This is a genomic window from Nocardia sp. NPDC051463 (genome assembly GCF_040681975.1).
Taxonomy (GTDB): Bacteria; Actinomycetota; Actinomycetes; order Mycobacteriales; family Mycobacteriaceae; genus Nocardia.
Genome location: NZ_JBFBAB010000006.1, coordinates 31,812 through 57,582, shown reverse-complemented (window position 1 = coordinate 57,582; position 25,771 = coordinate 31,812). Strand labels below are relative to the sequence as shown.

At 63.0% G+C, this 25,771-nt stretch carries 24 protein-coding genes and 2 tRNA genes; 9 read left to right on the top strand and 17 right to left on the bottom strand.

Annotation, left to right across the window (positions count from 1 at the left end):
- Positions 1 to 22: 22 nt before the first annotated feature.
- The 3 genes from AB0M74_RS11455 (at position 23) to AB0M74_RS11445 (ending at position 3,990) form a co-directional block, all read left to right on the top strand.
- The gene (locus tag AB0M74_RS11455; protein ID WP_364904966.1) at positions 23 to 1,546 is read left to right on the top strand and encodes a protein kinase; all 1,524 of its coding nucleotides are present in this window, start codon (positions 23 to 25) and stop codon (positions 1,544 to 1,546) included.
- Positions 1,543 to 3,447 carry a Stk1 family PASTA domain-containing Ser/Thr kinase gene (pknB, locus tag AB0M74_RS11450; protein WP_364904963.1) on the top strand — a complete coding sequence of 635 codons (1,905 nt, stop codon included), beginning with the start codon at positions 1,543 to 1,545 and terminating at the stop codon, positions 3,445 to 3,447. Before AB0M74_RS11455 ends, pknB begins: the two co-directional genes overlap by 4 nt.
- A gap of 123 nt (positions 3,448 to 3,570) precedes the next feature.
- Positions 3,571 to 3,990 carry a CBS domain-containing protein gene (locus AB0M74_RS11445; protein WP_364904960.1) on the top strand — a complete coding sequence of 140 codons (420 nt, stop codon included), beginning with the start codon at positions 3,571 to 3,573 and terminating at the stop codon, positions 3,988 to 3,990.
- A gap of 4 nt (positions 3,991 to 3,994) precedes the next feature.
- Here AB0M74_RS11445 and AB0M74_RS11440 read toward each other — a convergent pair whose 3' ends face one another.
- Genes AB0M74_RS11440 through AB0M74_RS11430 form a run of 3 tightly spaced genes read right to left on the bottom strand, consistent with a single transcriptional unit; the run spans position 3,995 to position 5,801 of the window.
- A complete protein-coding gene (locus tag AB0M74_RS11440) occupies positions 3,995 to 4,462 on the bottom strand; it encodes a deaminase (protein ID WP_364904957.1) in 468 nt (155 codons plus the stop codon).
- The gene (locus AB0M74_RS11435) at positions 4,462 to 5,160 is read right to left on the bottom strand and encodes a dihydrofolate reductase family protein (RefSeq protein ID WP_364904954.1); all 699 of its coding nucleotides are present in this window, start codon (positions 5,158 to 5,160) and stop codon (positions 4,462 to 4,464) included. The genes AB0M74_RS11440 and AB0M74_RS11435 overlap by 1 nt, the downstream gene beginning before the upstream one ends.
- Positions 5,157 to 5,801: an aminodeoxychorismate/anthranilate synthase component II gene (locus AB0M74_RS11430; RefSeq protein ID WP_364904951.1), complete on the bottom strand. Its 645-nt coding sequence runs from the start codon at positions 5,799 to 5,801 to the stop codon at positions 5,157 to 5,159. The genes AB0M74_RS11435 and AB0M74_RS11430 overlap by 4 nt, the downstream gene beginning before the upstream one ends.
- A gap of 204 nt (positions 5,802 to 6,005) precedes the next feature.
- Between AB0M74_RS11430 and crgA the strand changes: the two genes are divergently transcribed.
- Positions 6,006 to 6,269, top strand: coding sequence for a cell division protein CrgA (gene crgA, locus AB0M74_RS11425; protein ID WP_364904947.1), 264 nt, complete (start codon positions 6,006 to 6,008; stop codon positions 6,267 to 6,269).
- A gap of 98 nt (positions 6,270 to 6,367) precedes the next feature.
- Positions 6,368 to 6,841 carry a PH domain-containing protein gene (locus tag AB0M74_RS11420; RefSeq protein ID WP_364905342.1) on the top strand — a complete coding sequence of 158 codons (474 nt, stop codon included), beginning with the start codon at positions 6,368 to 6,370 and terminating at the stop codon, positions 6,839 to 6,841.
- Positions 6,842 to 6,894: 53 nt separating this feature from the next.
- Here the strand turns inward: AB0M74_RS11420 and AB0M74_RS11415 are convergent, their stop codons facing one another.
- Positions 6,895 to 7,767, bottom strand: a complete 873-nt coding sequence (locus AB0M74_RS11415) for a rhomboid family intramembrane serine protease (RefSeq protein ID WP_364904944.1) — start codon at positions 7,765 to 7,767, stop codon at positions 6,895 to 6,897.
- A gap of 4 nt (positions 7,768 to 7,771) precedes the next feature.
- Entirely contained in the window at positions 7,772 to 8,299 is a 528-nt protein-coding gene (locus AB0M74_RS11410) for a peptidylprolyl isomerase (RefSeq protein WP_364904941.1), read from the bottom strand.
- A gap of 224 nt (positions 8,300 to 8,523) precedes the next feature.
- Here AB0M74_RS11410 and AB0M74_RS11405 point away from each other — a divergent pair, with 224 nt between their 5' ends.
- Positions 8,524 to 8,736, top strand: a complete 213-nt coding sequence (locus AB0M74_RS11405) for a hypothetical protein (RefSeq protein WP_364904938.1) — start codon at positions 8,524 to 8,526, stop codon at positions 8,734 to 8,736.
- Between the two features lie 13 nt (positions 8,737 to 8,749).
- On the opposite strand, the gene AB0M74_RS11400 is transcribed toward AB0M74_RS11405, so the two are convergent.
- The 3 genes from AB0M74_RS11400 to AB0M74_RS11390 form a co-directional block, all read right to left on the bottom strand.
- Positions 8,750 to 9,568 carry an ABC transporter permease gene (locus AB0M74_RS11400; protein ID WP_364905339.1) on the bottom strand — a complete coding sequence of 273 codons (819 nt, stop codon included), beginning with the start codon at positions 9,566 to 9,568 and terminating at the stop codon, positions 8,750 to 8,752.
- 35 nt (positions 9,569 to 9,603) lie between these two features.
- Positions 9,604 to 10,623, bottom strand: coding sequence for an ATP-binding cassette domain-containing protein (locus AB0M74_RS11395; RefSeq protein WP_364904935.1), 1,020 nt, complete (start codon positions 10,621 to 10,623; stop codon positions 9,604 to 9,606).
- A gap of 884 nt (positions 10,624 to 11,507) precedes the next feature.
- Complete coding sequence (locus AB0M74_RS11390; protein ID WP_364904932.1) at positions 11,508 to 12,446, bottom strand: acyl-CoA dehydrogenase family protein; 939 nt, start codon at positions 12,444 to 12,446, stop codon at positions 11,508 to 11,510.
- 135 nt (positions 12,447 to 12,581) lie between these two features.
- Here AB0M74_RS11390 and AB0M74_RS11385 point away from each other — a divergent pair, with 135 nt between their 5' ends.
- The gene (locus tag AB0M74_RS11385) at positions 12,582 to 13,292 is read left to right on the top strand and encodes a YoaK family protein (protein WP_364904929.1); all 711 of its coding nucleotides are present in this window, start codon (positions 12,582 to 12,584) and stop codon (positions 13,290 to 13,292) included.
- A gap of 595 nt (positions 13,293 to 13,887) precedes the next feature.
- Here AB0M74_RS11385 and AB0M74_RS11380 read toward each other — a convergent pair.
- On the bottom strand, positions 13,888 to 13,995 hold the full coding sequence (locus AB0M74_RS11380; protein ID WP_364904928.1) for a DLW-39 family protein: 108 nt from the start codon (positions 13,993 to 13,995) through the stop codon (positions 13,888 to 13,890).
- A gap of 546 nt (positions 13,996 to 14,541) precedes the next feature.
- On the opposite strand from AB0M74_RS11380, the gene AB0M74_RS11375 reads away from it, so the two are divergent.
- Together AB0M74_RS11375 and AB0M74_RS11370 are read left to right on the top strand one after the other, a co-directional pair.
- Positions 14,542 to 14,614, top strand: a tRNA-Ala gene (locus AB0M74_RS11375).
- A gap of 219 nt (positions 14,615 to 14,833) precedes the next feature.
- The gene (locus tag AB0M74_RS11370) at positions 14,834 to 15,685 is read left to right on the top strand and encodes a hypothetical protein (RefSeq protein ID WP_364904925.1); all 852 of its coding nucleotides are present in this window, start codon (positions 14,834 to 14,836) and stop codon (positions 15,683 to 15,685) included.
- A gap of 22 nt (positions 15,686 to 15,707) precedes the next feature.
- Here AB0M74_RS11370 and AB0M74_RS11365 read toward each other — a convergent pair whose 3' ends face one another.
- From AB0M74_RS11365 to gyrA, 8 genes are all read right to left on the bottom strand, one after another.
- Positions 15,708 to 17,498 carry a glycosyltransferase family 2 protein gene (locus AB0M74_RS11365; protein WP_364904922.1) on the bottom strand — a complete coding sequence of 597 codons (1,791 nt, stop codon included), beginning with the start codon at positions 17,496 to 17,498 and terminating at the stop codon, positions 15,708 to 15,710.
- A 19-nt stretch (positions 17,499 to 17,517) separates the two neighbouring features.
- A complete protein-coding gene (locus AB0M74_RS11360; protein ID WP_364904919.1) occupies positions 17,518 to 19,935 on the bottom strand; it encodes a hypothetical protein in 2,418 nt (805 codons plus the stop codon).
- Positions 19,936 to 20,045: 110 nt separating this feature from the next.
- Positions 20,046 to 20,357: a hypothetical protein gene (locus AB0M74_RS11355; RefSeq protein WP_364904916.1), complete on the bottom strand. Its 312-nt coding sequence runs from the start codon at positions 20,355 to 20,357 to the stop codon at positions 20,046 to 20,048.
- Between the two features lie 136 nt (positions 20,358 to 20,493).
- Positions 20,494 to 20,841, bottom strand: a complete 348-nt coding sequence (locus AB0M74_RS11350) for a hypothetical protein (protein WP_364904913.1) — start codon at positions 20,839 to 20,841, stop codon at positions 20,494 to 20,496.
- 37 nt (positions 20,842 to 20,878) lie between these two features.
- Complete coding sequence (locus AB0M74_RS11345) at positions 20,879 to 21,220, bottom strand: hypothetical protein (protein WP_364904910.1); 342 nt, start codon at positions 21,218 to 21,220, stop codon at positions 20,879 to 20,881.
- 517 nt (positions 21,221 to 21,737) lie between these two features.
- Positions 21,738 to 21,811, bottom strand: a tRNA-Ile gene (locus tag AB0M74_RS11340).
- Between the two features lie 275 nt (positions 21,812 to 22,086).
- Complete coding sequence (locus AB0M74_RS11335; protein WP_364904907.1) at positions 22,087 to 23,214, bottom strand: DUF3566 domain-containing protein; 1,128 nt, start codon at positions 23,212 to 23,214, stop codon at positions 22,087 to 22,089.
- A gap of 38 nt (positions 23,215 to 23,252) precedes the next feature.
- Positions 23,253 to 25,769, bottom strand: a complete 2,517-nt coding sequence (gyrA, locus tag AB0M74_RS11330) for a DNA gyrase subunit A (RefSeq protein ID WP_364904906.1) — start codon at positions 25,767 to 25,769, stop codon at positions 23,253 to 23,255.
- Positions 25,770 to 25,771: the final 2 nt, after the last annotated feature.

The following is a 25,771-nucleotide window of genomic DNA, read 5'->3' as shown; positions in this document are numbered from 1 at the left end:
GAGTGAATGTACGGGGGCCCCGATGCTGAACAACGGCGCGATGATCGCCGACCGGTACCGGCTGCAACGCCTGATTGCCACGGGCGGAATGGGTCAGGTCTGGGAGGCGCTCGACACGCGCTTGGATCGCCGGGTGGCCGTCAAGGTGCTCAAGTCGGAGTTCTCCGCCGACCCCACCTTTCGGCACCGGTTTCGCACCGAGGCGAAGACCACCGCCCAGCTCAATCACCCTGGTATCGCCGGAATCTACGACTACGGCGAGACCTTGGACCCCAGTGGCGGCGAGACCGCCTATCTGGTGATGGAACTGGTCCAGGGCGAACCCCTCAACACGGTGCTCAACCGGCTCGGCAGGCTCTCGGTCGTCCAAGGGCTGGACATGCTTGAGCAGACCGGCCGTGCGCTGGAGGTCGCGCACCAGGCCGGCGTCGTGCACCGCGATGTGAAGCCGGGCAACATCTTGGTCACGCCGACCGGTCAGGTGAAGATCACCGACTTCGGCATCGCCAAGGCGGTCGATGCCTCCCCCGTGACCAAGACCGGCATGGTGATGGGCACGGCGCAGTACATCGCGCCGGAGCAGGCGGTCGGCGAGGATGCCACCGCCGCCAGCGACGTGTACTCCCTCGGTGTTGTCGGCTACGAGGCACTGGCAGGCCAGCGGCCCTTCACCGGCGACGGCGCGATCACCGTCGCGATGAAACATGTGCGCGATACCCCGCCGCCCATGCCTGCCGATCTGCCCGCCAACGTGCGTGAACTCATCGAGATCACGATGGCCAAGGAGCCGGGACGCCGGTATGCGCGCGGCGGCGAGTTCGCCGACGCGGTCGCCGCCGTCCGTGCCGGACGTAGGCCGCCATCGCCGAGCGGCGCGGCAGCGGCCGCGGGACCGCTCACCACGGGCGCGACCAGGGTGCTGCCACCCGGGCCGACAGTGATGCTGCCGTCCGGGCAACACAGCTACGACCAAGGCCCGACGGTTCGTTATTCCACCCCGGGTCAGCCCGTGGGCGCGGCGGCCGCGGCAGCTCCGGCGACCGTGCTGAGTTCGACGGCCTCGCGTCCCACGACACCACCGGGTAACGGCCAGCGGTTCACCTCGACGCAGAAGTGGCTCGGCGGCCTCGGCATCGGTGCGGTACTGCTCGGTGGCGCGGCCATCTTCCTGCTGTTCGGCGGGGATACCAATCCGGACTCGGTGAAGACGACGACAACGACGGTGGTGCCGACCACGGTGCCGCTGCCACCACCGCCCCCACCGGTCACCACGACACCGAAGCCGGTCGAGCCGCCACCCACTCAGGCGGCGACCACGGTGCCACCGACGACAACAGAACCGCCGACCACCACCACGGAACCGCCGACCACGACGCCCGCGCCGAGCACCACGGCGCCGAGCACGACGAAACCACCGAAGACAACGGCTCCCACCACCACCAGGCCGCGCTTCCCCACGCTCGACCTACCATTTCCGGATAGTCCCGGTGCGCGAGGACCCTCGGGCACCCCCGGCGCAGCCCCTCTTCCGCAAGGACAGCCATGACGACCCCGAAGAACCTCTCCTCGCGCTACGAGCTTGGCGAGATCATCGGGTTCGGCGGCATGTCCGAGGTGCACAAGGCCCGCGATCTGCGGCTGAGCCGCGACGTGGCGATCAAGGTGCTGCGCGCGGATCTGGCCCGTGACCCCACGTTCTATCTGCGCTTCAAGCGGGAAGCGCAGAACGCGGCCGCGTTGAACCATCCGGCGATCGTCGCGGTGTACGACACCGGTGAGGCCGAGGTGGACGGCGGCCCGCTGCCGTACATCGTGATGGAGTATGTCGACGGCGACACGCTGCGCGATATCGTGCGCGGCAAGGGTCCGATGCCGCCGCGCCGGGCGATGGAGGTCGTCGCCGACGTCTGCGCCGCGCTGGATTTCAGCCACAAGGCCGGAATCGTGCACCGGGATATGAAGCCTGCCAACATCATGATCAACCGCGCGGGCGCGGTGAAGGTGATGGACTTCGGCATCGCCCGCGCGATCGCCGATGCCGCCAACCCGATGACCCAAACTGCGGCGGTCATCGGTACCGCGCAATACCTTTCACCCGAGCAGGCGCGCGGCGAGACCGTCGACGCGCGCTCCGATGTCTATTCCGTTGGCTGTGTGCTGTTCGAGATCCTCACCGGCGAACCGCCTTTCACGGGCGACTCGCCGGTCGCGGTGGCCTATCAACACGTGCGCGAGGATCCACGGCTGCCCTCGCATGTGCACGTCGGGGTGCCCCGCGAACTCGACTCCGTGGTGCTCAAGGCGATGAGCAAGAACCCGGCCAACCGGTACCAGACCGCCGCCGAAATGCGCGGTGACCTGATCCGGGTGCTCGGTGGGCAGAAGCCGAGCGCGCCGATGGTGATGACCGACGAGGACCGCACCACGATCCTCGGCGCCGACGAACCGCCGCCGCGGACGTTCCGCACCGTCGAGCGCAACGACGACACCGCCGAGCAGGAACCGGCGGAGCCATCGGACCCGCGTCGCAATATCTATATAGCGGTCGGCGCGGCCGCCGCGGTCGCGGTGGCCTTCGCCCTGTTCTGGGTGCTGATCGGGCCGGGAAGCAAACCGGATCAGATTGCGGTGCCCGATCTTTCGAACAAGTCGCAGCAGCAAGCCCAGGAGTCGCTGCAGCGGCTCGGCTTCACTGTGGCCATCCAGCAGAAGCCGGACGGCAAGGTCGCCACCGGCAATGTCATCTCGACCCAGCCGCTCGGCGGTTCCCGTGTGGCCGAGGGCAGCACCATCACCGTTCAGGTCTCCACCGGGCCGGCTCAGGTGCAAGTGCCGAGGCTGACGGGACTCAATCAGCAACAGGCTGAGCAGAAACTCAATTCCATCGGGTTGCAGCTCAGTCCCGACGTGCAACGCAAGGCCTCGAGCAGTGCCGAGAAGGATATGGTCATCGACCAGAACACGGCGCCGGGTTCCAAGATCGACGTGGGTTCGCCCGTCATCATCACCATCGGCACCGGCCCGGAAGCGGTACGGGTACCCAACGTCATCGGCCAATCGGTCGACATCGCGCAGCCGAACATCGAGGGCAATGGCTTCAAGGTAGTCGTGCAGGAGGTCCAGTCATCGAAGCCCAAGGGCGAGGTGATCGGAACATTCCCGGCAGGCGGCACCACCGCCGACAAGGGCTCCGCGGTAACTGTGCAGATTTCCACCGGTGACCAGATCAACATGCCGTCGCTGATCGGCCTGACTCCCGCCGCGGCGCTGGACAGATTGCGCCAAGCCGGTTGGACCGGGACCGTGAGCCAGATCAATCAGTCCACCCAGGGCACCTTCGACACGAGCAGTGTCGGCCGCATCCTCAGTCAGCAGCCCGCAGCCGGTTCCTCGATCGCGAAGAACGGCACGGTCGCGATCAGCACCGGAGTCCTCGGACCGCCCTGATGACTCCGCTCGCCCGGATAACCCGAAAACACAGACCGGTCGGTGTTATTCGGGCGAGAATGAGGCTGCTTCATCCCATCAGCTGCTGCGTCCATAGGACGCCGCATACGAGGAGGTAGCCCCATGACCACTGCCAGGGACATCATGAAGCCCGGGGCCCAGTGGATTTCCAAGGACGACACCGTGGGCAAGGCCGCCCGGATCATGGCCGAACTCGGGGTCGGGTCTCTGGTGATCGCCGGTGAGAACGAGCGGATGTGCGGGATCATCACCGACCGCGACATCGTCGTGAAATGCATCGCTCAGGGCAGGCCGCCCGCCACCACCCGCGCCGAGGAACTGTGCGAATCGACACCACGCTGGGTCGACGCCGACGCCGATATCGATGAGGTGCTCGACGAAATGGAAAGCCACCGGATCAAGCGGATGCCGGTGATCGAACGCAAGCGCCTCGTCGGCATGATCAGCGAAGCCGACCTGGCCAGGCACCTCGACGACAACCAGCTCGGCGAGTTCGTGACAGCCGTCTACGGCAGGCCCTGACCCGCTAGCGCACATTCAGGTGCTGATTCATCGACATCGCCGCCTCGGCCAGGTCGGTCAGCTCGAGCACCTCGACGCCGTGCTGCCGTAATTTCTCCACACCGACACAGTTGGTGACGAAGGTCGTCGGTTCCCGCCAGGCAATGACCACGCGGGGCACCCCGGCCGCCAGGATTCTGTCGGTGCACGGCAGCCGCGTCGGGGTGGCGCGCTGGGAACACGGTTCCAGCGTGCTGTAGAGCGTCGCCGTGGCCAGCCGTGGATCATCCGCGTCGAGCTTGTCGAACGCGGACTCCTCGGCGTGGACCTTGGCATCGGTCTCCCTGGAGTACCCGGTAGCGACCTCCCCACCATCGACCACGATGACCGCGCCGACAGAGAAGGCGGTGTCGCTGGGTGGGCACATCCGCGCCAGTTCGATTGCCCTGCGCATGAACTGGCGGTCCTCGTGCGCCTTGGGAGCTTTCGGCATCACCGGTCCTGTGTGGGGTCGGTGGCCGCCTTGGGCAGATAGATGAGCAGGGCGATGTCGCCGATCCTCGCGATATCCGCCAGCTGCATGCGCCTGCGCGGACCACCCGGATAGGCGGCGGGGTTGACGAAGCGGGGTGCGGCCTGGTCGCCGACGAGAATCGGCGCGATGGCCATATGCAACTCGTCCGCTAGGTCGGCCGCGAGGAACGCGGTGTGGATTCGGGTGCCACCCTCCACCATAAGGCGGGCGATCCCGCGGCGACCGAGATCATCGAGCAGCGCGCCGAGGTCGATATCGGGGCCGAGGACGGCCACTTCGGCGAGACCGCGCAGCCTGTCGCCGAGCCGCGCCGCACCCGCCTCGGTGGTGTAGACGAGTTTGTCCCCACCGTGGTGCCAGAACTTCAGCTCGGGGTCCAGGTTGCCGCTCGCTGTGACGGTGATTTTCAGCGGATACTCGGGCTTGCCCGCAGCGGCGATCCGTTCGGCCCGCCGGTCCGGGTCATTGACGAGCAGGCGCGGATTGTCGCGGCGCAGCGTCTCGGCGCCGATCAGAATGGCGTCGGATTCCGCACGCACCTGATCGACCCGATCGAAGTCGGCTTCGTCCGAGAGCCGCAATCGCTCGGGGCCTGCGTCATCGATGTAACCATCGACGCTGACGGCGACCGAAAGCAGGACATAGGGGCGCGTCACTGGGACACCAAGGACGCGACCTCCGCCTCGAGCATCTCCACCAGGCCTTCGGACGGACGTCGGCCGCAGACCTCCAGCCAGTTGGCCAGCATCCGATGCCCACCCTGGGTCAGCACCGATTCGGGATGGAACTGCACGCCGTGGATCGGCAGCGTGCGATGCCGCATGGCCATCACGATCCCGCTCTCGGTGCGACCGATCACCTCGATGTCGTCGGGGATCGTCGCTTCGAGGACGGTGAGCGAGTGATATCTGGTGGCGGTGAACGGGTCCGGCAGACCGGCGAGCACCCCGACACCGAGGTGGAATACCGAACTGGTCTTTCCGTGCAGCAGCTCTGGCGCACGGGTGACGGTGGCCCCGAAGGCTTCCCCGATCGCCTGATGTCCGAGGCATACTCCCAGCAACGGAGTGAGCTGGCGCGCGCAGGCGTGCACCAGGTCGATGCTCGCGCCCGCGCGGTCCGGCGAGCCGGGGCCCGGGCTGATCAGAATGCCGTCGTATTCGGCTACAACGGCGTCCACATCGGCCAATTGTGGGTCGTCGTTGCGCCAGACAACGGCCTCGACGCCAAGCTGGCCGAGGTACTGCACCAGGTTGAATACGAAGCTGTCGTAATTGTCGACGACCAATACACGCATGAGATCGAGATTACGTGGCCGTATGCCACAACGTCGCATCCATTACCAGTTGGGATAGCCTAGTGGCACACCGGAGGGAACTTCAGCCTCGCCCGGACCGGTCCCGGCTGACCCCGGATCGGACGTCGCGGCGGGTGGTGCTCGACACAACTCCACTGTCGCTGTCCTGCCGGTACCGACCTGCACGCCGAACACGAGGACGTCATGCCCAAGTCGAAGGTCCGTAAGAAGACCGACTATACGATCAATCCCGCCAGCCGGACGCCGGTGAAGGTGAAGGCCGGGCCGTCCCCGGTCTGGTACGTCGCCATCATGCTCGGCTTCATGCTCGCCGGGCTGGTGTGGCTGCTCGTCTACTACCTGGCAAACGACAAGATCGGCTGGATGGCCGAACTCGGCGCCTGGAACTTCCTGATCGGCTTCGGCCTCATGGTCGTCGGTCTGATCATGACCATGCGGTGGCGCTGAGGTTTGGGCAGCCGAACCCCAGATTACAGACGTGTCATTCATTCACACCTGTGGATGACCCTGTGGACAACTCGAGGAACGATTGGGGAAAGCGACTCATGCATCCCGAAAGTCCACAGCCGAGGACCCCTGATCCACGCATCGCCTGGACCACTCCCACCCCGGCCCTGATCGCGGTCACGGTGGGCGGCGTGGTCTTGGCGGGCGCCGCGGTCCTGGCCGATGAGGCCGCTAGCATGCTGCTCATCGGGCTGGCCGCGGTGGGACTGCTCGTGCTTGCCGGGCTCGGCTTCCGCCAGCGACCACGGCTGTCGGTGACCCCGGGTCCGCAGCCGCGCATGGTGGTGCGCAGTCTGGTCGGCCCGACCGAATACACCCGGGATCAGATCATGCGTGCCCGCGTGGTCAGCTATCGCCGGCTCGGCCGCAAGACGCCCATGCTGGAGATCGACGTGCAGCACGACGGTGCCGAGCGACTGCTGATCTTCGGCCGTTGGGATCTCGGCGCGAGTCCCGTGGACGTCTTCGACACGCTGGTCGAATACGGGCTTGCGCAGCCGACCGCTTACTAGCAGCGCTTCTGTAGCAGCGCTGTTTCACGTGAAGCCGGACAGTGCTCGGCCTGTCAGGCGGCAAGCGATGCCGCTACGGCACCGGTAACCGAGAGCGCGACGACAGCGAGCGCGGCGATCGCCAGCCAGCCGATGAGACCCGCGGTCTCCTGTGATTTCGCGCGCAGCCAGGCCGGGAGGAACAGGATGCCGAGTGTCGCAAGGGTGCCCGCCGCCAAGCCGCCGAGGTGCCCCCACATGGAGATCCCGGGCAGCGAGAAGCTGATGAAGATGTTGATGCCGATGAGAATCAACATCTGATTCGGGTTCTGTCGCAATCGGATCAGGATCACCGTGATCGCACCGAAGAGGCCGTACACCGCACCGGATGCACCGGCTGTCGCGCTGTTCTGCGCGAGACCCATCACGGCCGCGGACCCACCCAGCAGCGAGACCAGATAGACCGCGAGATAGCGCAGCCGTCCGAGCACCAGCTCGGCATCCCGGCCGACCACATACAGCGCGAACATGTTGAGCATCAGATGGATCGGGCCGTAATGCAGGAACCCCGATCCGATCACGCGCACCCAGTCACCGTCGGCGACGAGATGCGGAACCAGTACCCAGCGCCGGAACAGCTGAGACCCGTTGTAGTTGTCCACCAAGCTGCGCGACTGGGCCGCGGTCACCGCGAACACCAGCACGTTCACCGCGATCAGCGCATAGGTGACGTAAGGGATCGGTTTCTGTGCGGCGGGCGCACCCGCGACTGTCCGCACCTGGCGCACGTCGCGCTGCTCCTGGCGCAGGCAGTCGACGCAGTGCTGCCCGACGGCGGCGGGTCGCAGACATTCGGGGCAAGCGGGCCGACCACAACGCGTGCAGGCCAGGCCCGTCGGGCGATCGGGATGGCGGACACACGTCGGTGCGGGCGGCTGAGCGTTCATCGGTCTATTCGATCGTGATCTTCGAGATGACGACAGGGTCTTTCGGACGATCGTTGCGATCGGTCGGCGTGGTGGCGATGGCATCGACAACCTTGCGCGAATCCGGATCGACGACCTCTCCGAAGATCGTATGCTTGCGGTTCAGATGCGGCTGCGGGCCGACGGTGATGAAGAACTGTGACCCGTTGGTCGCCGGTCCCGCGTTGGCCATCGCCAACAGGTAGCCGCGGTCGAAGCGCAGCTCCGGGTGGAATTCGTCGCCGAATTCGTAGCCGGGTCCACCGCGACCGGTGCCGGTCGGGTCGCCGCCCTGGATCATGAAGCCGTCCATCACCCGATGGAAGACCGTACCGTCGTAGAACGGTCCGGATGTCCCACCGCTCGCGTTCTGCGTCGTGTACTCGGCACTGCCGTCGACGAGGCCGACGAAGTTCCGCACCGTCTTCGGAGCATGGTTGCCGAAGAGCGAGATCTTGATGTCACCGTGGCTGGTGTGCAGCGTCGCGACAGCGGTTTGATTCGGTGAGGTCACGTCGCCCATCGTGCCACGCTCGGACGGCTGCGTACGGAACCGGGCTCCCTCGCCGCTGCGCGCCTTTCGGCCGATCTGCCAGCGCACCGACCGTTTCGCGGCGGCCCGCGATTGGATGCGGGGCCGATCTCTGGACGTGCACCGGTGAGTTGCCCAGGCCTAACCGACACCGGTCGTCATCTTGACATTCTGCGCGGATGGCGAGCTTGTGCCAGAGTGGTCGAATGACCTTGGGGCGCCTTCACGTATCTGCACGTACTCGTAACCGGCTGTTGGTCGCGACCTTTGTCGGACTGGCGGGTGGCGTGGCCTGGCTGGTGCGCAGCAAGCGACCGCAGGCCCAGGAGCCCGCCCCGGCACCGCCGCGGATCGGATACTCCCGCAATGGTTCCGCGCCGACTCCCCTGGCGGAAGCCGGCGCGGAAAACGGTCACTGATCTCGACTTTCGGTCAGCGGCTCACGGTCCGCTTGTACTGACGCAGGGCGAGTGGGATGAACACGAGCAGGATGATCACCACCCAGGCCAGTGTCGTCACCACCGGATGCTGCATCGACCAGGCGTCCGATTGCGGCGCCATGGGGCTGGTGTTACCGAACAGTTCGCGAGTGGCCTGGGTGACCGCGGACACCGGATTCCATTCGGCGAATACCCGCAGCACCGTCGGCAGGTTCTCCAACGGCACAAAGGTGTTGGCGAGGAATGTCAGCGGGAAAATCACCATGAAGCTGGCGTTGTTGAACACCTCCGGCGCGCGGACCAGCAGTCCGACGACGGCCATGATCCACGACACCGCATAGGCGAACAGCAGTAACAGCACGTACCCCAGCACCGCGTCGAGGAACGAACCGCGGATCCGCCAGCCGACGACAAGACCGGTCAGCGACATCACCACCAGGCTGACCACGTTGATCACGACATCGCTGAGGGTCCGGCCGACCAGCACCGCCGACGGCGCCATCGGCAGCGAGCGGAATCGGTCGATAATGCCCTTCTGCATATCCTCGGCAAGCCCGAGTCCGGTGAAGGTCGCGCCGAACACCACGCTCTGCGCGAAGATGCCCGCGATCAAGAACTCTCGGTAGCCGCCGGACATGCCTGGTACCTCGATGGCCGACCCGAAAATGTAGGCGAACAGCAACACGAACATGATCGGCGAGAGCGTCGAGAAGATCAGCACATCGGGCACGCGCTTGATCTTGATGACATTGCGTTTGGCAATGGTCACGCTGTCGCTGAATACGATCGACAGTCGTTCACCGAGCGGCATCGAGATGCTGGGGTCGGGCGTCGTGGTCGCCGCGGTCATCTGATCGTTCCTTCCGTCGCTTCGAGTCGGTCCGCGCGCTTACCTGGTGCGACGGGACCATCGCCGTTGGTCAGCTCCTCGGCCTCGTGCCCGGTGAGGGTCAGGAAGACGTCGTCGAGCGAGGGACGTCGCAGGCCGACATCGTGGATCTGCACGTTGTGTTGGGTCAGCAGGCCGATGGCGTCGACGAGGGCCTGCGAGCCGTCGCTGACCGGAACGGTAATCCGGCGCAGGCCGGGCTCGAGATGGATCTCGCCGTCGGCGAGCCCTTGCAGCGCCGCTCGCGCGGTCGCGAGGTTGTCGGCATGGTCGACGGTGAGCTCGATGCGGTCGCCGCCGACCAGGGTCTTCAGCTCATCGGCAGTGCCGCGGGCGATGACCTTGCCGTGGTCGATCACCGCGATGGCGTCGGCCAACCGGTCGGCCTCCTCCATGTACTGCGTAGTGAGCAGCAATGTGGTTCCGCCTGCGACCAATTCCTCGATGACATCCCAGAGGTCGAGACGGGCCCGTGGATCCAGGCCGGTGGTGGGCTCGTCGAGGAACAACACCGGCGGATTAGCCACCAGCGCACCCGCCAGGTCGAGCCTGCGCCGCATACCGCCCGAGTAGCCCTTGACGGGCCGATCTGCCGCGTCGGTGAGCCGGAATCTATCGAGCAGTTCGCGAGCGCGCTCCTTACTGCGCTGCACCCCCATGTGATAGAGACGTCCCACCATTTCCAGATTCTCGAATCCGGTGAGATATTCGTCGACGGCCGCATACTGACCCGACGTTCCGATTCGCGATCGCAACGCTTGCGGATTGCGCAGTACGTCTATGCCTGTGACGGACGCGCGGCCCGCATCCGGTACCAGCAGCGTGGTAAGCACCCGGACCGTAGTGGTCTTACCTGCACCATTGGGTCCGAGCAGTGCTGTCACGGTGCCCTCCGGCACCGATAGGTCGAGGCCGTCGAGGGCGACCAGTCGACCGTAGCGTTTGACCAGACCCTCGGCGACTATTGCGTCGGGCATTATTCTCCTGACGTTCGTGAGATGTCGATGTCGGATTTCTGATGACGCCGGTCTGCGGTGCCGAGTCGAATTCGCTGAACCGATAACCGACCGATACTCGAGTCAGTATTGCCGTGGGCACCGACAATTTCATCTGATTTGTCGACGTCTCGGCCGAACCGAGTCGGACCGGAGGAAGAAGAAGGCCGCATCCCGGCCAAGGCGATGCTCGGGGGTGCCGGATCGGGATGCGACCGGTTCGATCATCCCGCCCGGCTCGTTGCGCGATCGCGCGTAGCCGACTACCCGATTCGACGGTGCGCAGTACTCGTCTCGGCGCGGATCCGCCGGCACGCGACGGAGGAACCAGGGCGGTCGGTCACGGTGTTCGGCTGCTTTCCCGCCGCTACGGCAGGCGTCGATTCGCACGAACACATGTTCGCATCGGGGTACGACATACTCCGTCGCAGTGAGTGCCCGGCCACCCCGTTTTCCCGCTGTCACGACACGCGGCACCTCCGATGCGGGGCCGCCCCGGAACGTCCTCGACGTGCGATCCACAACATACAGAGACTGGTCGGAATGTTTTAAGAAACCGCACCGGAATGGCGGATCGGCACCCACCAGAAGCAACGTAATTTGCTGTACAACAACAGTTTTGGCAAACAGCAAGCCATCGCCTACCCGGAGCCGATCGACACCCTCCGGCCGCGCGATCGGTCCGTATTGCGCAGCCCAATTAGCCAACCCCAAAAATCTTGGAAAGTGGCGATCCCCACGCACACACAATCGCGGATCATCGCGTAGGATCATTCTCGTCGGCCCCTCCCCCCCGGGCCGACCTTACGCGGGCCTCGGCTAACTCCCCCCCTTCGCCGAGGCCCGCTCCCCATTTCCGGGTCAGGTCAAGTCGCTGAGCTGCGGTATTCCGCCTCGGCATCCAGTGAACGCCAGGCAGCCGTCAACCGTTGCGCCCGTACCCTTCCGGCCGTCGCAAGCAGCGGGCGATCACGCTCCCAGCGCGCCATGACGACCGGGGCCGCGCTCTCCCACAGCGGTTCCAGTTCTACCAACAGCCGGTCGAGAAGTTCGAACGCGCCGCCGAGTGCGACGTGGACGCCGGGCGAACTCGGCCGGTCGATATCGAGACCGCGCACCGCCGCGACCGCGACAAGCAGCCGCCCCACCACCGGCTGCGGCCACCCGGACTCGCGGGCAACTCGGATCAGCCAGCCGAGCGCAGCAGCGAGCACATGAATGTCCTCGATGGTCCGAAATGGTTTGAGGTAGTCCAGGTAGCCATCCCCCGGCAACATCCGCGCCGCGGCGTCGGTGAATGTCACTGTGGCGTGCGGAATCTCGGGGGCGAATGGGACGGTGGGCAGGTTCGTCACCTGCACACCGGGCTCGTGCGCATCCACCAGCACCGCGTGCAGGCGGTTGCGGCCGTCCGGCGATTTACCCGAACTGGCGATCACCACCAACCGCTGCGCCATGACGCCGAGCGTCGTGAACGACTTGGTGCCATGCACCGACCAGCGGCCGTCGCTCTCCACAAGCGACGTATGGATCGCCGATGGATGCGCGCCACCCGACTCGGTCGCCGACACCGCGACCAGTTCGCCGGCAGGCAGGTCGGCGATCAGTGTCCGCAGCGCCTCCTGATAACCGGACAGGAATGCGAAACCCAGGCGGTCGGCGCCGAACCCGCCCGCGATCGCCACATCTACCGGCGTGCCGAACCGCGATGCGACCGCTCGATGCCTGGACCACGCGTTCGCGACGGTATCGATGGGCGCCGGATCGACGGCTTCGGTCAGCAGGTAGTCGAGCACTGAATCCACGCCTGCACGGTACCCCCGGGTCGAACATTCTCGGCAGGGCCACATCTCAGCAAATCGTGCGGCGGTGCACCGGACTATTCACAGGATCAGCAGGTATCACTGAGTGGCCCGACCGCTTCGAAAGGAGTTCGACCTGTGCCGAAACCGGACGAAGACGACAGAAAAGCGCTCTACGATGCCGAATCCCGATTATCGTGGGTGCTCGCCGGGCTGGCCGGACTGATCGGCGCCGCGGCATTCATGCACACCGCCGGCTACTTCGTCACCTTCATGACAGGAAACACCGAGCGCGCCGTTCTCGGTCACTTCCACAACGAGAAGGACATGGCGATCGCGGCGAGCCTGCTGCTGGTGTCGTTCGTGTCCGGCGTGGTGGTCTCCTCCTGGTGTCGCAGGCGCTATTGGTCCGGTCATCCGCACGGCCCGACCCTACTCACTACCACGAGTCTCGCCTCCGCCTCGATCGTCGACATCTGGATCTACCAGGCGCTGGATACCGACAAGATCGACCTCGTCCCGATCCTGTTCGTCGCCTTCGGAGTCGGCGCGCTCAACACCTCATTCGTCAAGAACGAGGAAGTGTCGATTCCGCTGAGCTATGTCACCGGCACGCTCGTCAAAATGGGGCAGGGCATCGAACGCCACCTCAGCGGCGGCACCTACGCCGACTGGCTCGGCTACTTCCTGCTCTACCTGGCATTCACCCTCGGCGCACTGCTCGGCGGTCTGTTCAGTCTCGTTGTCGCAGGCTGGGCGATGCTGATCACCGCCACGGTCGTCTGTCTCCTTGTCACCTGCTACACCTATCTGCACCTGGACCGCCACGGCCCGCCGACGAAAAATTGACGGCCTGCAACAAAGCCGGCGTCAGACGGTGGCCGGCGCACACAACACAATGACCGGTCGACTCAGGTCGGAGCTCCGCACACTCCGATCAGCGCGGTGTAGTCCACGCATGGTGGGCGATTCGGCCGCGACGGCTGTCCACACCGGTAGTGCTCAATCCGAGCTGTTGGCACCGAATCAGCGTGCGGATCCGATGTGAACTGTCCGCGACCACGCCCGCGGAAATGTGGAATATCAGATTCGGTATCGACGAACCCGATCCAGCCGGCAATCCCTGGAGAACCGGTCGCGGCCGGCGCCGGCAGCGCGAAGGCGACCCGCACGCCGTGGAAACCAACGAACGACGTCGCGTTGCCGGACCAGACCCGCTGAATGGGTTGTGCAACGTCCCCACATAGCCACGATGCATGCCCCAACAGCGGCACGATCTGTGACACCAACAACGACATGATGAGCAGCGCCGACCACGGCACGCAAAAAGAAAGGCGAACACCCCGCTAGAGCGCTCGCCTCCGGCCGCAAAGCCTGGTGCCCGAACCCTGAACTCGACCGCTCCGTCGATCGAGCTGAGGACTCGGTGATCGGTTACCCCCGATCAGCGGGTGGTCACCTCGCGCCACAGATCTGCATCGTCGCGCTTCCGCAGCTTGGTGATTCCGATGAGCACCGCGACCACAACGCCGAACGTCAAAAGAAGTTTCATGGCTCCCAGGGTACTGCGGTGTTCAGTGTGCGCCCAGGAGACGTTGCGCCCCTAGACGGCCGGACCGGCGCGGCCGCAACGGGTCTACTGGTACGAACGGCCGAACCGAGGCTATTCCCTCAGCACCGTGCTGATCGGTTGACCGAGGAGCACGGGCAGGTGGCCCGCAGCTGCCGTCGAGAGTGTGACCTGGGTGGCGAGGGCGCTGTTGATGTCGACTGCCACGGCGCCTGCGAAGATCGGCCCACCGCTGTCTGCGCATACGCGTTCACAGCAGGTGGCCCATCGCCGGAAACCGAGCGAGCTTGTGCGAAACGTAGCGCAGCAGCCTAACCGGCCCAGCATCTGCGAATACCATCCCCCAGATTGTCCAGAGCCCCTGCCCTGACCAAGCAAATCCGCCCGACCTGCACAGACGCCGTCGGTGTCAGCGACATCACTCGATGAACCCGCCGCCCCATCACGAGCTGTTTTGACGCTGCGAATGGTTGCCAGGTAACGTTCTGGGGGCGTGTTCACCGAACGCGTGCCGCTACTCGCGGTGAAGGGGCCTTAGCTCAATTGGCAGAGCACTGCCTTTGCAAGGCAGGGGTTAGGGGTTCGATTCCCCTAGGCTCCACATCTGCGCGGCGGAGCCACTCTGACCGCGCAACGCCAAGGACATCGCTCCGGCCCAGGAGCTGTTTCCACCAGGATCGGACCACGCCGCTGTGCCGTGTCCGCAGCTGTAGCATGGGTGCTGAATCTGGAGCACGACTCAGCCGAGTCATAAGACCCCACGCCCCGGTATCGGGAAAGCCAGGCATATCAATCCATAGCATACTGCTATTCATATTCCATGCGGCTTCCCACCGACGGTCGGCTCTATTTCCCCGGTACAGTTGACCTTCTATCCAAGCCCTTGCTAGATGGAGAAATAAGAGTGGATCCGTCCCGCTGCGTCGTGCTGGTACCTGTACACGATTACATCGAGCCAGGGTGCGAAGAGGGTTTAGCGGCGCTGGAAAAGCTCGGTCACCCGGTTTGGCGCGTATACGGCTGTTCCGCGATAGATCAAGCGCGCAGCCGAATTGCCACAGAAGCGTTGGCGGAGGGTTTCGAAGAACTGATGTGGATTGATTCCGACATCGGCTTCAATCCAAACGCGGTGGCCATGTTGCGGTCACACGACTTGCCGATAGTCTCCGGAATATACGCCAAAAAACGATCACGCGCGCTCGTCTGCAGTCTCCTGCCCGGCACCGAAAAGTTAGTACTCGGCGAAGGCGGGGGTCTGATGGAGATAATGTACGCTGCCGGCGGATTCGTACTCACCAAGCGGAGCGTCTACGAGAAAATCGCAGAACACGAAAAGCTTCCGGTCTGCAATGAACAGTTCGGACATAGCAACGTGCCATACTTCCTACCGCTCATCGTCCCACATGGCGAGGGCCATTGGTATCTCGGTGAAGATTTCTCGTTCTGCGAGCGCGCTCGGCGCAGCGGATTCAGCGTCTACGCCGATACCCGATTCCGGCTGGAGCACTTCGGCAAGTATGGATTCACCTGGGAAGATGCGGGTAGCGGACGAGATCGCTACGGCAGTTACGAATTCAATTTCAAACCACACGATGATGCCGATGCAGATACGCATCGTGGCGACCGGACGATACTGATGAACGCATCGACCCAGCCGACTGAGAACCAATGAGCGGCGACCTATAGCCCGGCTATCACACTTCTTCTTCCGCATACAAAGGGAAGTACTTGTCGATCAAGAACTCGGGCATTACATACTGCGGAAACATGGAAACCGTGCTTTTTGGGTGCAGGATATGCAATACGAGGCCTTCGGTATCCGGCACACATATCGCTTTATATCCGGCCCGCTGCAGCCTGAGCGAGAAGTCGTAGTCCCAGTGAAGATCGCCCGGCGGGTGCCCACGAACTTCTATCTGCTGATGAGTTGATTTGCGCCATACGAAGGAGAATCCGTATCCCCAGAGTTGTTCATGAATCAATTCCGAATTCCAGCTGCTGGTCGAAATCGGAAAAGATGGCTGCGTCGGCGAGAGCACAAAATGTATCGGCGACAAAGAATCAGTCGTCCAGTAACAGAACATCTTACTCGCAGGATCGTACGCGAACCATCTGCTCAGAGTGACGAAGTCGGCATCACCGAGGAATTCAACCATCCGCTCTATATATTGCGGAGTGTAATAGTCGTCGTCGTCGAAATCGACAATGATCTCACCGTGCGCCAGCTGGGTCATCAGATTGATCTTGTCGCCGATAGTGATGCGACTATTCGGAATATGATAGTAGCGGATTCGATGCTCGCGACATAATTCCTCATCCAAAAAGTCGACCGGCTCCGGACTATCATCGACGATGATCATTTCCATTCCGCCATCGAATGTCTGTGCACAGTAGTGGCGGACAACTTTTCGGAGGAATTCTGGCCGCTGATAGGTCGGGCAGACCACGCTCACGCGCGGCGGGGGTGGGCCATCCTCGGGCGAAGAATGTCCGGGCATGGGCGAATACAGCTGTATCGACGAGCTTTCCCTCGGTACGCCTACCATTCTTGCTGTGTGCTGGATCGATGCACCGTCGGCGTCACCGAGAACACGGGCAAGGCCGGGTTGGGCGGCGAAACGTTCACGCTGGGCATTCTCGACAGCGGCGAGCGCTTCCCGCACCGACACCGACTCGAGCCGGCTCCGAAGTGCCTGATCCCAGGCTGGCACTCGATCATATCGATGCACAATCGGATACAGCTCGCCCGCAGCGGTCTGGATACCTTCCGCGGTCAGCATAGGCTCCGAACCCAGGTGGAACGGGCGCACCGTTTCGATCTTGCCGGGATCTGCCGCCGAGCCCGCAGAACAGGTGAACCCGTTTTCCGAACCAACAATTTGCGCCGTCGAACGGTACGGTTCCATATCGAGCAACAGGTTGTACCCACTCTGATCCGCAGCAGGCACCCCAGCGGAGGCGACGATCAGAGAGAGCGCCAGACACAGATCTGCCATGAAACCCGCCTGGCCGGCCAAGACTCCGACATCGCAGATCGTCTTCGCCCACAGCCGCTCGGCATGTGCCGGAAAGCTCTGTTGCAGATCATCCCAACTGCGCGATTCGTCGGAGTAACGAAGTGACTCGCTCGCGGCGAGGAAGGGCCGCTCGAGATGGGTTTCCAACCACTTGACCGGGTCTGCTTGAAAACACACATCCCGCACATCGACGACAACCGCAAATCGCAGCGAATGCGCGAATGTACGCAGCACATGGGCGATATCTCCGAACCGCTGGCTATATATGCTGCCACGAAGGGGCATTCGTACCGGATACAGCCCGAGCGATTCCAGGTTTGCGGCCACGATATCGCCGCGGCGACCCCCGTCGTAAACGATGACGACGCCTAACCCAGCGAATCCGCTCGTTACGAGACTCGTCGCCCACGGCTCGATATCAGCCCAGTCGTAACCCGTCACCGCGCCGATGACGATGTCTTTCTTCATTTCGATCCGTTCCGGCCGCTCAGATCTGCTTCGGTGGCTGGATGGGTGGTGGACCAGACGGCAGCGTCTGACTCACCACCGGGGGCGGTGGCTTAGCGGACTCAGGTTCAGGAAGTGCGTCGGCATCCAAACCGGACGGGTGGAAGAAGCCTGAGAAGTCCCCGTACTTTTCGGTCAGCGGGAAGCTGCCGGGATTAAGGGGATCGGGGGGAGTGAAGGGAACGAGATTACTGCCGTCCAGAATGAACCAGCCTGTCGCGTTCTTGACGACCATCGCGTAGTGCTGCTGACCGTCCTTGGTCGTCCAGGACGCCACATCGCCCGACTTCATGTCGGGTGAGTTGGAATCGACAGGCGTCCAATTGCCCTTATTCTCACCGGCGGTACCGGAATATGCGCCTGCCGCATCGAGGGATGGATTCTGTATCTGCTTCTGCAAAGCCTCCGCGACCGACGACGGAACCTGAACGGTCGATTTGTCCGGCAGCGGGTAGTCCACTGTTGCGCCCGGTGTCACAACCGGAGGCGGAGTGCCGACATTGGCGGGTGCGGCCACGCCAGGAGGGGTGGTCTGAACCGCAGGTGTGGCTGCTGCGGGCCCGCCGGCTTGCGCGGTGCGGCGGTGTTCATCTTTCAGCTCATTGTATTCCCGACGCTCTTTGCTACTGAGGCCGCCGTCTTGGCCACTCTGCGGACCTTGGTTATGCGGCTGGAAAGCACCACTCAACGCCGCCATCGTCATCGGATCCATACCGCCACTCGTCGGCGGAGCGGTGACATTGCCGGTGTTCGCGGCCGGACCGCTCCCCGTCCCGGTGTTACCTGCTTTGATCTTCGCCATGGCCTCGTCGATCGCACTGCGATCCGCCGCCGTTGCGGTACGGCCTGTGCCTGTGCCTGTACCTGTACCTGTACCTGTACCTGTACCTGTACCTGTACCTGTGTCCACAATCGGCTTGATGGCGGAGAGGTCAGACGAGGCAGATATCAAGTCCTTGTACAGAGGACTGAGATTCTGGTTATTGACCGGCTGCTGCTGAGTATTGACCGGCTGCTGCTGTGTATAGACCGGCTGCTGCTGAGTATAGACCGGCTGCTGCTGGGTGGCCTTCTTTTCGGCGGCCCTCTTCTCAGCGGCTTCCTTTTCGGCGGCCCTCTTATCAGCGGCTTCCTTTTCGGCGGCCCTCTTCTCAGCGGCCTCCTTTTCGGCGGCAGCCTTCTTCTTTTCTTCGACTACCCATGGCATTTCTGAGACGGTCTTCACATATTGAACGACCAGTTCCGTGCAGTCTTTAACCACAGTCCGGAGTACTTCATAAAGGACTCTTTCTTCGGCGACATTCTGAATACCCGGATCCATGTATTTCTGTATTGGCTTGCTTTGTTCCGTGCTGTATTCGTATACCCCCTCTTTTAATTTCGCCCAGATGGTATCGTGAGCATCCTGGACCTTGTTGTACATATCTTGGTAAGTTTGCCGATGCTTAGAATCAAGAGTCAGGGTCGCCGTCTCGAATTTTAAATCCGAACTCGCCCACTGACCCTCCAGGTTCGTGACAACTGCAACAGCCTTATTGTATCCATCGTTGGCTGCGCCGACGCCCTTGCCTGCGAGCGCATTGACTGTGTCGTCCGAGAGATTGTCATCATGCCAATTTTTGTCATCGCCCGACATCAAGAACTTGGGCAGCTGGAGTTCCAGATCCGGTTTACCCATTTGACCAACCAGCCAACTCAGCTGACTGTTGGTGAGGTTTATGGCCGATTTCAGGAGCGGAGAAGCGTTCTCTGGCTTTCGAATTTCGAGTGGAAAATCCGATAATTTGGCGCCAGGTTGTATATTTGTTTCATCACGGCCAAGAAATGTCTTCTCGGCGGCAGCCTGCTTGTCCGCTAGCTTCTTTGCTTCATATTCTGTGTTGCGCTTAGCAACTTCTTCAGGTTTTTCTCTAGCCCAAATTACATTTTTGTCTGTCTTGACATCGATCTTTCCATTCCAATTGGAGTCTACCGGCTTGTCGAGCGCGACAAGCTGCCCATCGTCTGTCAGAACATATTGACTGGGACCTACGTCGTCGGAGTCTTCATCGTCCCAGTCACTTTTGGCTCCCAGGCCCTGATATCCATTGTCAGGGTCCGAGATATAATCATTTTCATCATCGTCTTTATCATGGAGCTCGAGTCTGGTCTCAGTACCGGACCCCTCTTCGGTTTCGAACCTGAGTTGACTTGATCCGCTCTCTGCGGTCCCCATGGGGTCGCCGATTTGCTTCTGATCGGCTTCTCGTATGATAACAAGCTGGTCGCGATCGTTGATGCCTAGCTTATATTCTCCATTTTTCGAATAAAGCCAGTCGCCTTTTTTCAGCCGCTGTTCCGGATTTATAACACCACTTTTTACGTCAACAGTGGTCTTATTGTTATCGTCATCACTCATTTGAGTTCACCCCCCCAACCGCACATGTCGAGGCGCATTGTCGACAAGCCGACGAATGCAGTGTCGAATCGTTCACCGAAATATCCATAAGCCCTGCTACCGTCTCACGCTTATGTCATCGTCCGTCGTACCGCTGCACCGAAGGCTTCATCATCCGTTTCCAATGAAGTCGCAAACACATGCGATTCATCATGGTTCGCGGTATATCCGTCACCCGCCGTGGTCAATTCGACTTCGCGAACTCTCATGTACTCCAAGGCAAACTCGTTGTACTCGTTGGCAGCCTTGCCCCATCGCAGCTCGACCGACTCCCCCCAAGCGGGATCGCCCTTTGACTTCGCGTAGGCCGCGTCAGCAGCGATAGCGTTGCTGGTAGCTTGTTTGCGCAGGTCGTGCGGATCTTGAGAGAACACCTGGTCCATGACGACGCCTCCATTCCAACCGGTATTCCGATTCTCACGCATCCCCACATCTGGGAACTGCGAAGTGACGACTCCCGACCGAAGCACCGCTAGGGTTCGCGCTCAGCGCCGCGGGTCCGATCCGGCCGGGTCGGCATCAGAGATCTCGACCGAACTCGGCCTTCTCTCGGTATCTGTACTCCGACTCGGTAATCAGGCCCAATGAGTCGGCGAACTGCGGAAGCGCGCCGTTGTACAGCATTTCCGCACGCCGCCCGACCTGAGACTTGAGGTAGGCGAGCCGTGCCACCCGGACAACCTCATCAGCCAGCCAACTGTCCGTGCTGTCCCAGACTTCGTCGCCGAGATGCATACCGACGATCATGCCGTTGCGGTCACACGCCACACCGACCGAATAGTCGGGGTTGAATACCTCATAGATCAGGTTGCGCCAATCGGGCGGCGTTTCACTCCAGGCGCCACCTGACCTGTCCAGATCCGTCACCACACCACTCCTGGTTGTCGTCGACCGCGCCAACGGGCTACGGGCGCGGCCACTGCACCTTCGGCAGGGGCGTCTCCTCGATGGCAATTTTGTGCTGTCGCAATGCGTCCAAGGTGCTGGCCTGAATCGCGGCCATGAGTTCGGCCACCAACTCCTGGCTACTCGAAGAGTTCGCGATCGTTCCGGGGGCGATGTAGAGAGCAGTGAGTCTGCCTACCCCATCCACTTCCGGTATAACCCGGGAGCTGGGCGAGGGACGTCGAGCGCGGATCCGGTCGATCCGCTCGAGCATCTCGTCGAAGGCATGCACCACCGCTCGGCCCGATTGCACTGCCGCCAGCGTGTCGGGATGCATGCGGGAGGGCAGGTCATCCGCCACGGCTACCGCTCCTCAGAGAGGTCGCGAACCATCACTTCGGCAGCAGAGCACAGTGACACCATCCGAACAGAGCTGTCGGACCGCAGAGTCATTGGATGCATGTTCGTCTTGACACCCAGCACTTTTCGCATGCCACCTCCTCCCGTGGATGGTACGGTTCCTGGTCCGTCACACCTCCGTCAGACTCCCCAGTTCTGAGAAGGTTGAGTCCTGGTCCATCCCATGCCGACCAGTTCCCCGAAATGCAGAGGTCACGACAGTGAAGGCCGCCGAGTCCGCGTCTGGCCACCCGGCAGCGAGCCAGGCAGTCGCTGGAGTTCTATCGCAGGGATTGCCGCATGCGGCATAGGCAGGAGGTGTTGCCGATGCACGACAGCGACTCGGCGCTGTCGAAACAGTTGTCGACAGTGATCTCCGGGCCTGTTCGTTCCGCTGGATTGACGCCGACAGCCAGATGGTGACAAAGAATGTGACACCTGGTGCGAGTTGATATCGGGGTGACAAGAATGGTGTGAGGTGGGCCTAGGAGGACTTGAACCTCCGACCTCTTCGTTATCAGCGAAGCGCTCTAACCGCCTGAGCTATAGGCCCGTAATTCGTCTTAGCCATAGTTGCTATGCGAACGTGTAGAGAGTACACAACACCTATCGACCTAACCAAAACGGCTGGTAGACGCCCTGCGATGTGCAGTGAACCGGCCTGGCCCCGGAGCACACGTAGTAGCCCTGGCGACTGGCGCCCCTTCACGGGTGGCAATGGCAGTCCACGAGCCGCACTCGCCATCGCCCACCAGGACGGCGCTGAAACCACAGCGGCCGATATCGGCCCCAAGAAGGGTCGATATCGGCCGACGCAGAAGCGGCTTCCTAGTCGGGGTCGGCCAGGGTGATCTGGATGCCTCCGACAAGGTCGCAGCACTGGTTGTAGATGAAGGTGCCCACGGTCGCGAGCGCGGTGAAAAGCACCACGTTGATCAGACCGATGACACCGGCGTAGCCGAAGACCGTGCCCGCGTCGATCATCCCCACCGAACCGCTGTCCTGCGACACCATGTCGGTGAAGGTGTTGTTGAGCCGCTCCCACACACCCATGCCCTCGAGCACGATGTAGAGCAGACCGACCGCGAGCATCCACACGAAGAACATCGCCACGCTGATCACCAGCGAGATCTTCAAGGTGGACCACGGATCGATCCTGCGGATCTGCACGGTCGCCCGTAGCGGCTCACCGCTGGCGACAGCCGCGGCCACCGCGACCGGCACCGCGGGCGAGATGGGCGGCTGCGGACCGTGCCCCTTCGGCTCCATCGGGGGCAACGGATGCCGGATATCGGAGAGGTCCGGCATGTCCTTGATCAGCTCCGGCCGCGCGATGCTGCGCGTCGGTCCGTCGATGCCGACCGACTTCACCATCGCCGCTTCCTTGCGGGCCGCCTTGGCCGCGAGGTCGGCGGTGGTGCGGGCGTTGCTCGTACTGCCACCGAGACCACCACCGCCGCCGAGACCACCACCCGACCCGGTGCCGGGGCGACCGGTCACCGGGGCCTGGCCGGGACGGTACAGGTTGGACTGCGGCTCCCGCTGCGGCAACTGCGCCCAGCCCTCCTGCTGGAAGGGCGACGGGCCCCCACCGTTGCCGGATGCTTGATCGCTGCCGCTGGACGGCTTGGGCTCTGGGGAGTTGTTCATCCGCGCCGTCTGCTGGTCGAACGATTCCGGCCGCTCGGCGCTGGAGTTCTGCTCCGGCATCGACTGCTGCGGCGAACCCTGCTGCGCGGCCGCTGGCTGCGGACCACCCTGCTGGGAGGCGAAATCGCCCTGCTGGTTGGACATTTCATGCGGCTGGGCACCACCCTGCGGGCCACCCTGCTGCCCGTTCTCGGCCGAAGCGACCGGCCGAGGGATCGGCCGAGGCGGAATCGGTGACGGTGCGATCCGTTCGGTCACGCCGTTCGTCTGGTGCCGCTCGTCACTTGGCTGATTCGGAGTGGTCAATGGGAATCCTTAGATCCGTTCGTTGCCGCCGCTGGGGGTTACTGCTGGGGAGAACCGGTGGTGTCGTCGTCACCGTCGACCAATTCGGGCTCGTCGGCATTGCGCGCGATAGCAAGCAACGTATCGCCATCGGCGAGGTTCATCAATCGCACGCCCTTGGTCTGCCGTCCAGCCTTACGAACCTGCTTCGCCGCCGTCCGGATAACTCCGCCTCCGGACGTGATCGCATACAACTCATCCTCGTCGTCGACGATGAGCGCACCGACCAGGGTGCCACGCTTGATGTCGTACTGGATAGTCAATACACCCTTACCACCGCGGCCCTGGGCCGTGTACTCCTCGATGGCAGTGCGCTTGGCGTAGCCACCCGAGGTGGCGACCAGCAGATAGGTCCCCTCGCGAACCACGTTGAGCGACAACAACTCATCGTCGGCATTGAACCGCATGCCCTGCACACCCGAGGTAGCGCGGCCCATCGGACGCAGCGCCTCGTCGGTGGCAGAGAACCGGATCGACTGGCCCTGTGCCGAAACCAGCAGCAGGTCGTCCTCGGCCGAACACAGCACGGCGCCGACCAGTTCGTCCTCGTCGCGCAGGTTCACCGCGACGATGCCGCCGCTGCGGTTGGAGTCGAAGTCCGAAAGCTTGGACTTCTTCACCAGGCCGTTCCTGGTGGCCAGCACCAGGTATGGGGCATCCTCATAGCCCTTGATCTGGATGATCTGAGCGATCTTCTCATCCGGCTGGAACGCCAGCAGGTTGGCGACGTGCTGACCGCGCGCGGTCCGGCTCGCCTCGGGCAGCTCGTAGGCCTTGGCGCGGTAGACCCGGCCCTTGTTCGTGAAGAACAGCAGCCAATCGTGGGTCGAGCTGATGAAGAAGTGCTTGACGATGTCGTCCTGCTTGAGACCCGCACCCTGCACGCCCTTGCCGCCGCGCTTCTGGCTGCGATACAGGTCGGTCTTGGTGCGCTTGGCGTAACCGGTCTCGGTGACGGTGACAACCACGTCCTCGCGGGCGATCAGGTCCTCGTCGGCCATGTCGCCGTCGTTGGCCACGATCTTCGTGCGCCGCTCGTCGCCGTACTTCTCGACGATCTCGACCAGTTCGTCGCGCACGATCGCACGCTGACGCTCCGGCTTTTCGAGAATGTCCTTGAGGTCGGCGATTTCGGCCTCGATCTTGGCCAATTCGTCGACGATCTTCTGCCGCTCCAGGGCAGACAGCCTGCGCAGCTGCATGTCGAGGATGGCGGTGGCCTGGATCTCGTCGATATCGAGCAACTGCATCAGGCCGGTGCGCGCGGTGTCGGTGTTGGCCGAGCGCCGGATCAGCGCGATGACCTCGTCGAGCGCGTCGAGCGCCTTGACCAGGCCGCGCAGGATGTGGGCCCGTTCCTCGGCCTTGCGCAGCAGGTAGCGGGTGCGCCGGACGATGACTTCCAACTGGTGCTCGACGTAGTACCGGATCATCTGATCCAGGCGCAGCGTGCGCGGCACGCCGTCGACGATCGAGAGCATGTTGGCGCCGAAGCTGGTCTGCAGCTGGGTGTGCTTGTAAAGGTTGTTCAGCACCACCTTGGCCACGGCATCGCGCTTGATGGTGACCACGATCCGCATACCCGCACGGTCGGAGGACTCGTCGTGGATATCGGAGATGCCGGCGATCTTGCCGTCCTTCACCTGCTCCGCAATGGAGTTGATGAAGTTGTCGGTGTTCACCTGGTACGGCAGCTCGGTGATGACAATCGTGGTGCGCCCGCGGTTGTCCTCTTCGATCTCGACGACACCACGCATCCGGATCGAACCGCGACCGGTGGTGTAGGCGTCGTGAATACCCTGACCACCGACGATGAGGCCGTAGGTCGGGAAGTCCGGGCCCTTGACCCGCTCCATGCACGCCGCGAGGGTCGACTCCTCGTCGGCCTCGTAGTTCTCCAGCGCCCAGTAGATCGCCTCGGCCAACTCGTTGAGGTTGTGCGGCGGGATATTGGTCGCCATACCGACCGCGATGCCGTTGCTGCCGTTCATCAGCAGGGCGGGCACCCGAGCGGGCAGCACGGTCGGCTCCTGCGAGCGACCGTCGTAGTTCGGGACGAAATCGACCGTCTCGTGATCGATTTCCCGCAGCATCTCCATGGCGAGCGGGGTCAGCCTGCATTCGGTGTACCGCATGGCGGCCGCGCCGTCGTTGCCTCGAGAACCGAAGTTGCCCTGGCCGTCGACCATCGGGTAGCGCAGCGACCACGGCTGGGCCATCCGGACCAGGGTGTCGTAGATCGAGGCGTCACCGTGCGGGTGGTAGTTACCCATCGTCTCGGCGACCGGGCGGGCGGACTTCACATACCCGCGGTCGGGCCGATAGCCGTTGTCGTACATCGCATACAGCACGCGCCGGTGCACCGGCTTCAAGCCGTCACGCACGTCGGGCAGCGCGCGGCCGACGATCACGCTCATGGCGTAATCGATGTAGCTGTTCTGCATTTCGTTCTGGATATCGACCGGCTCGATCCGGTCGCCCGCTCCGCCGTTCGGTGGCAGCGTGGTTTCAGTCATCT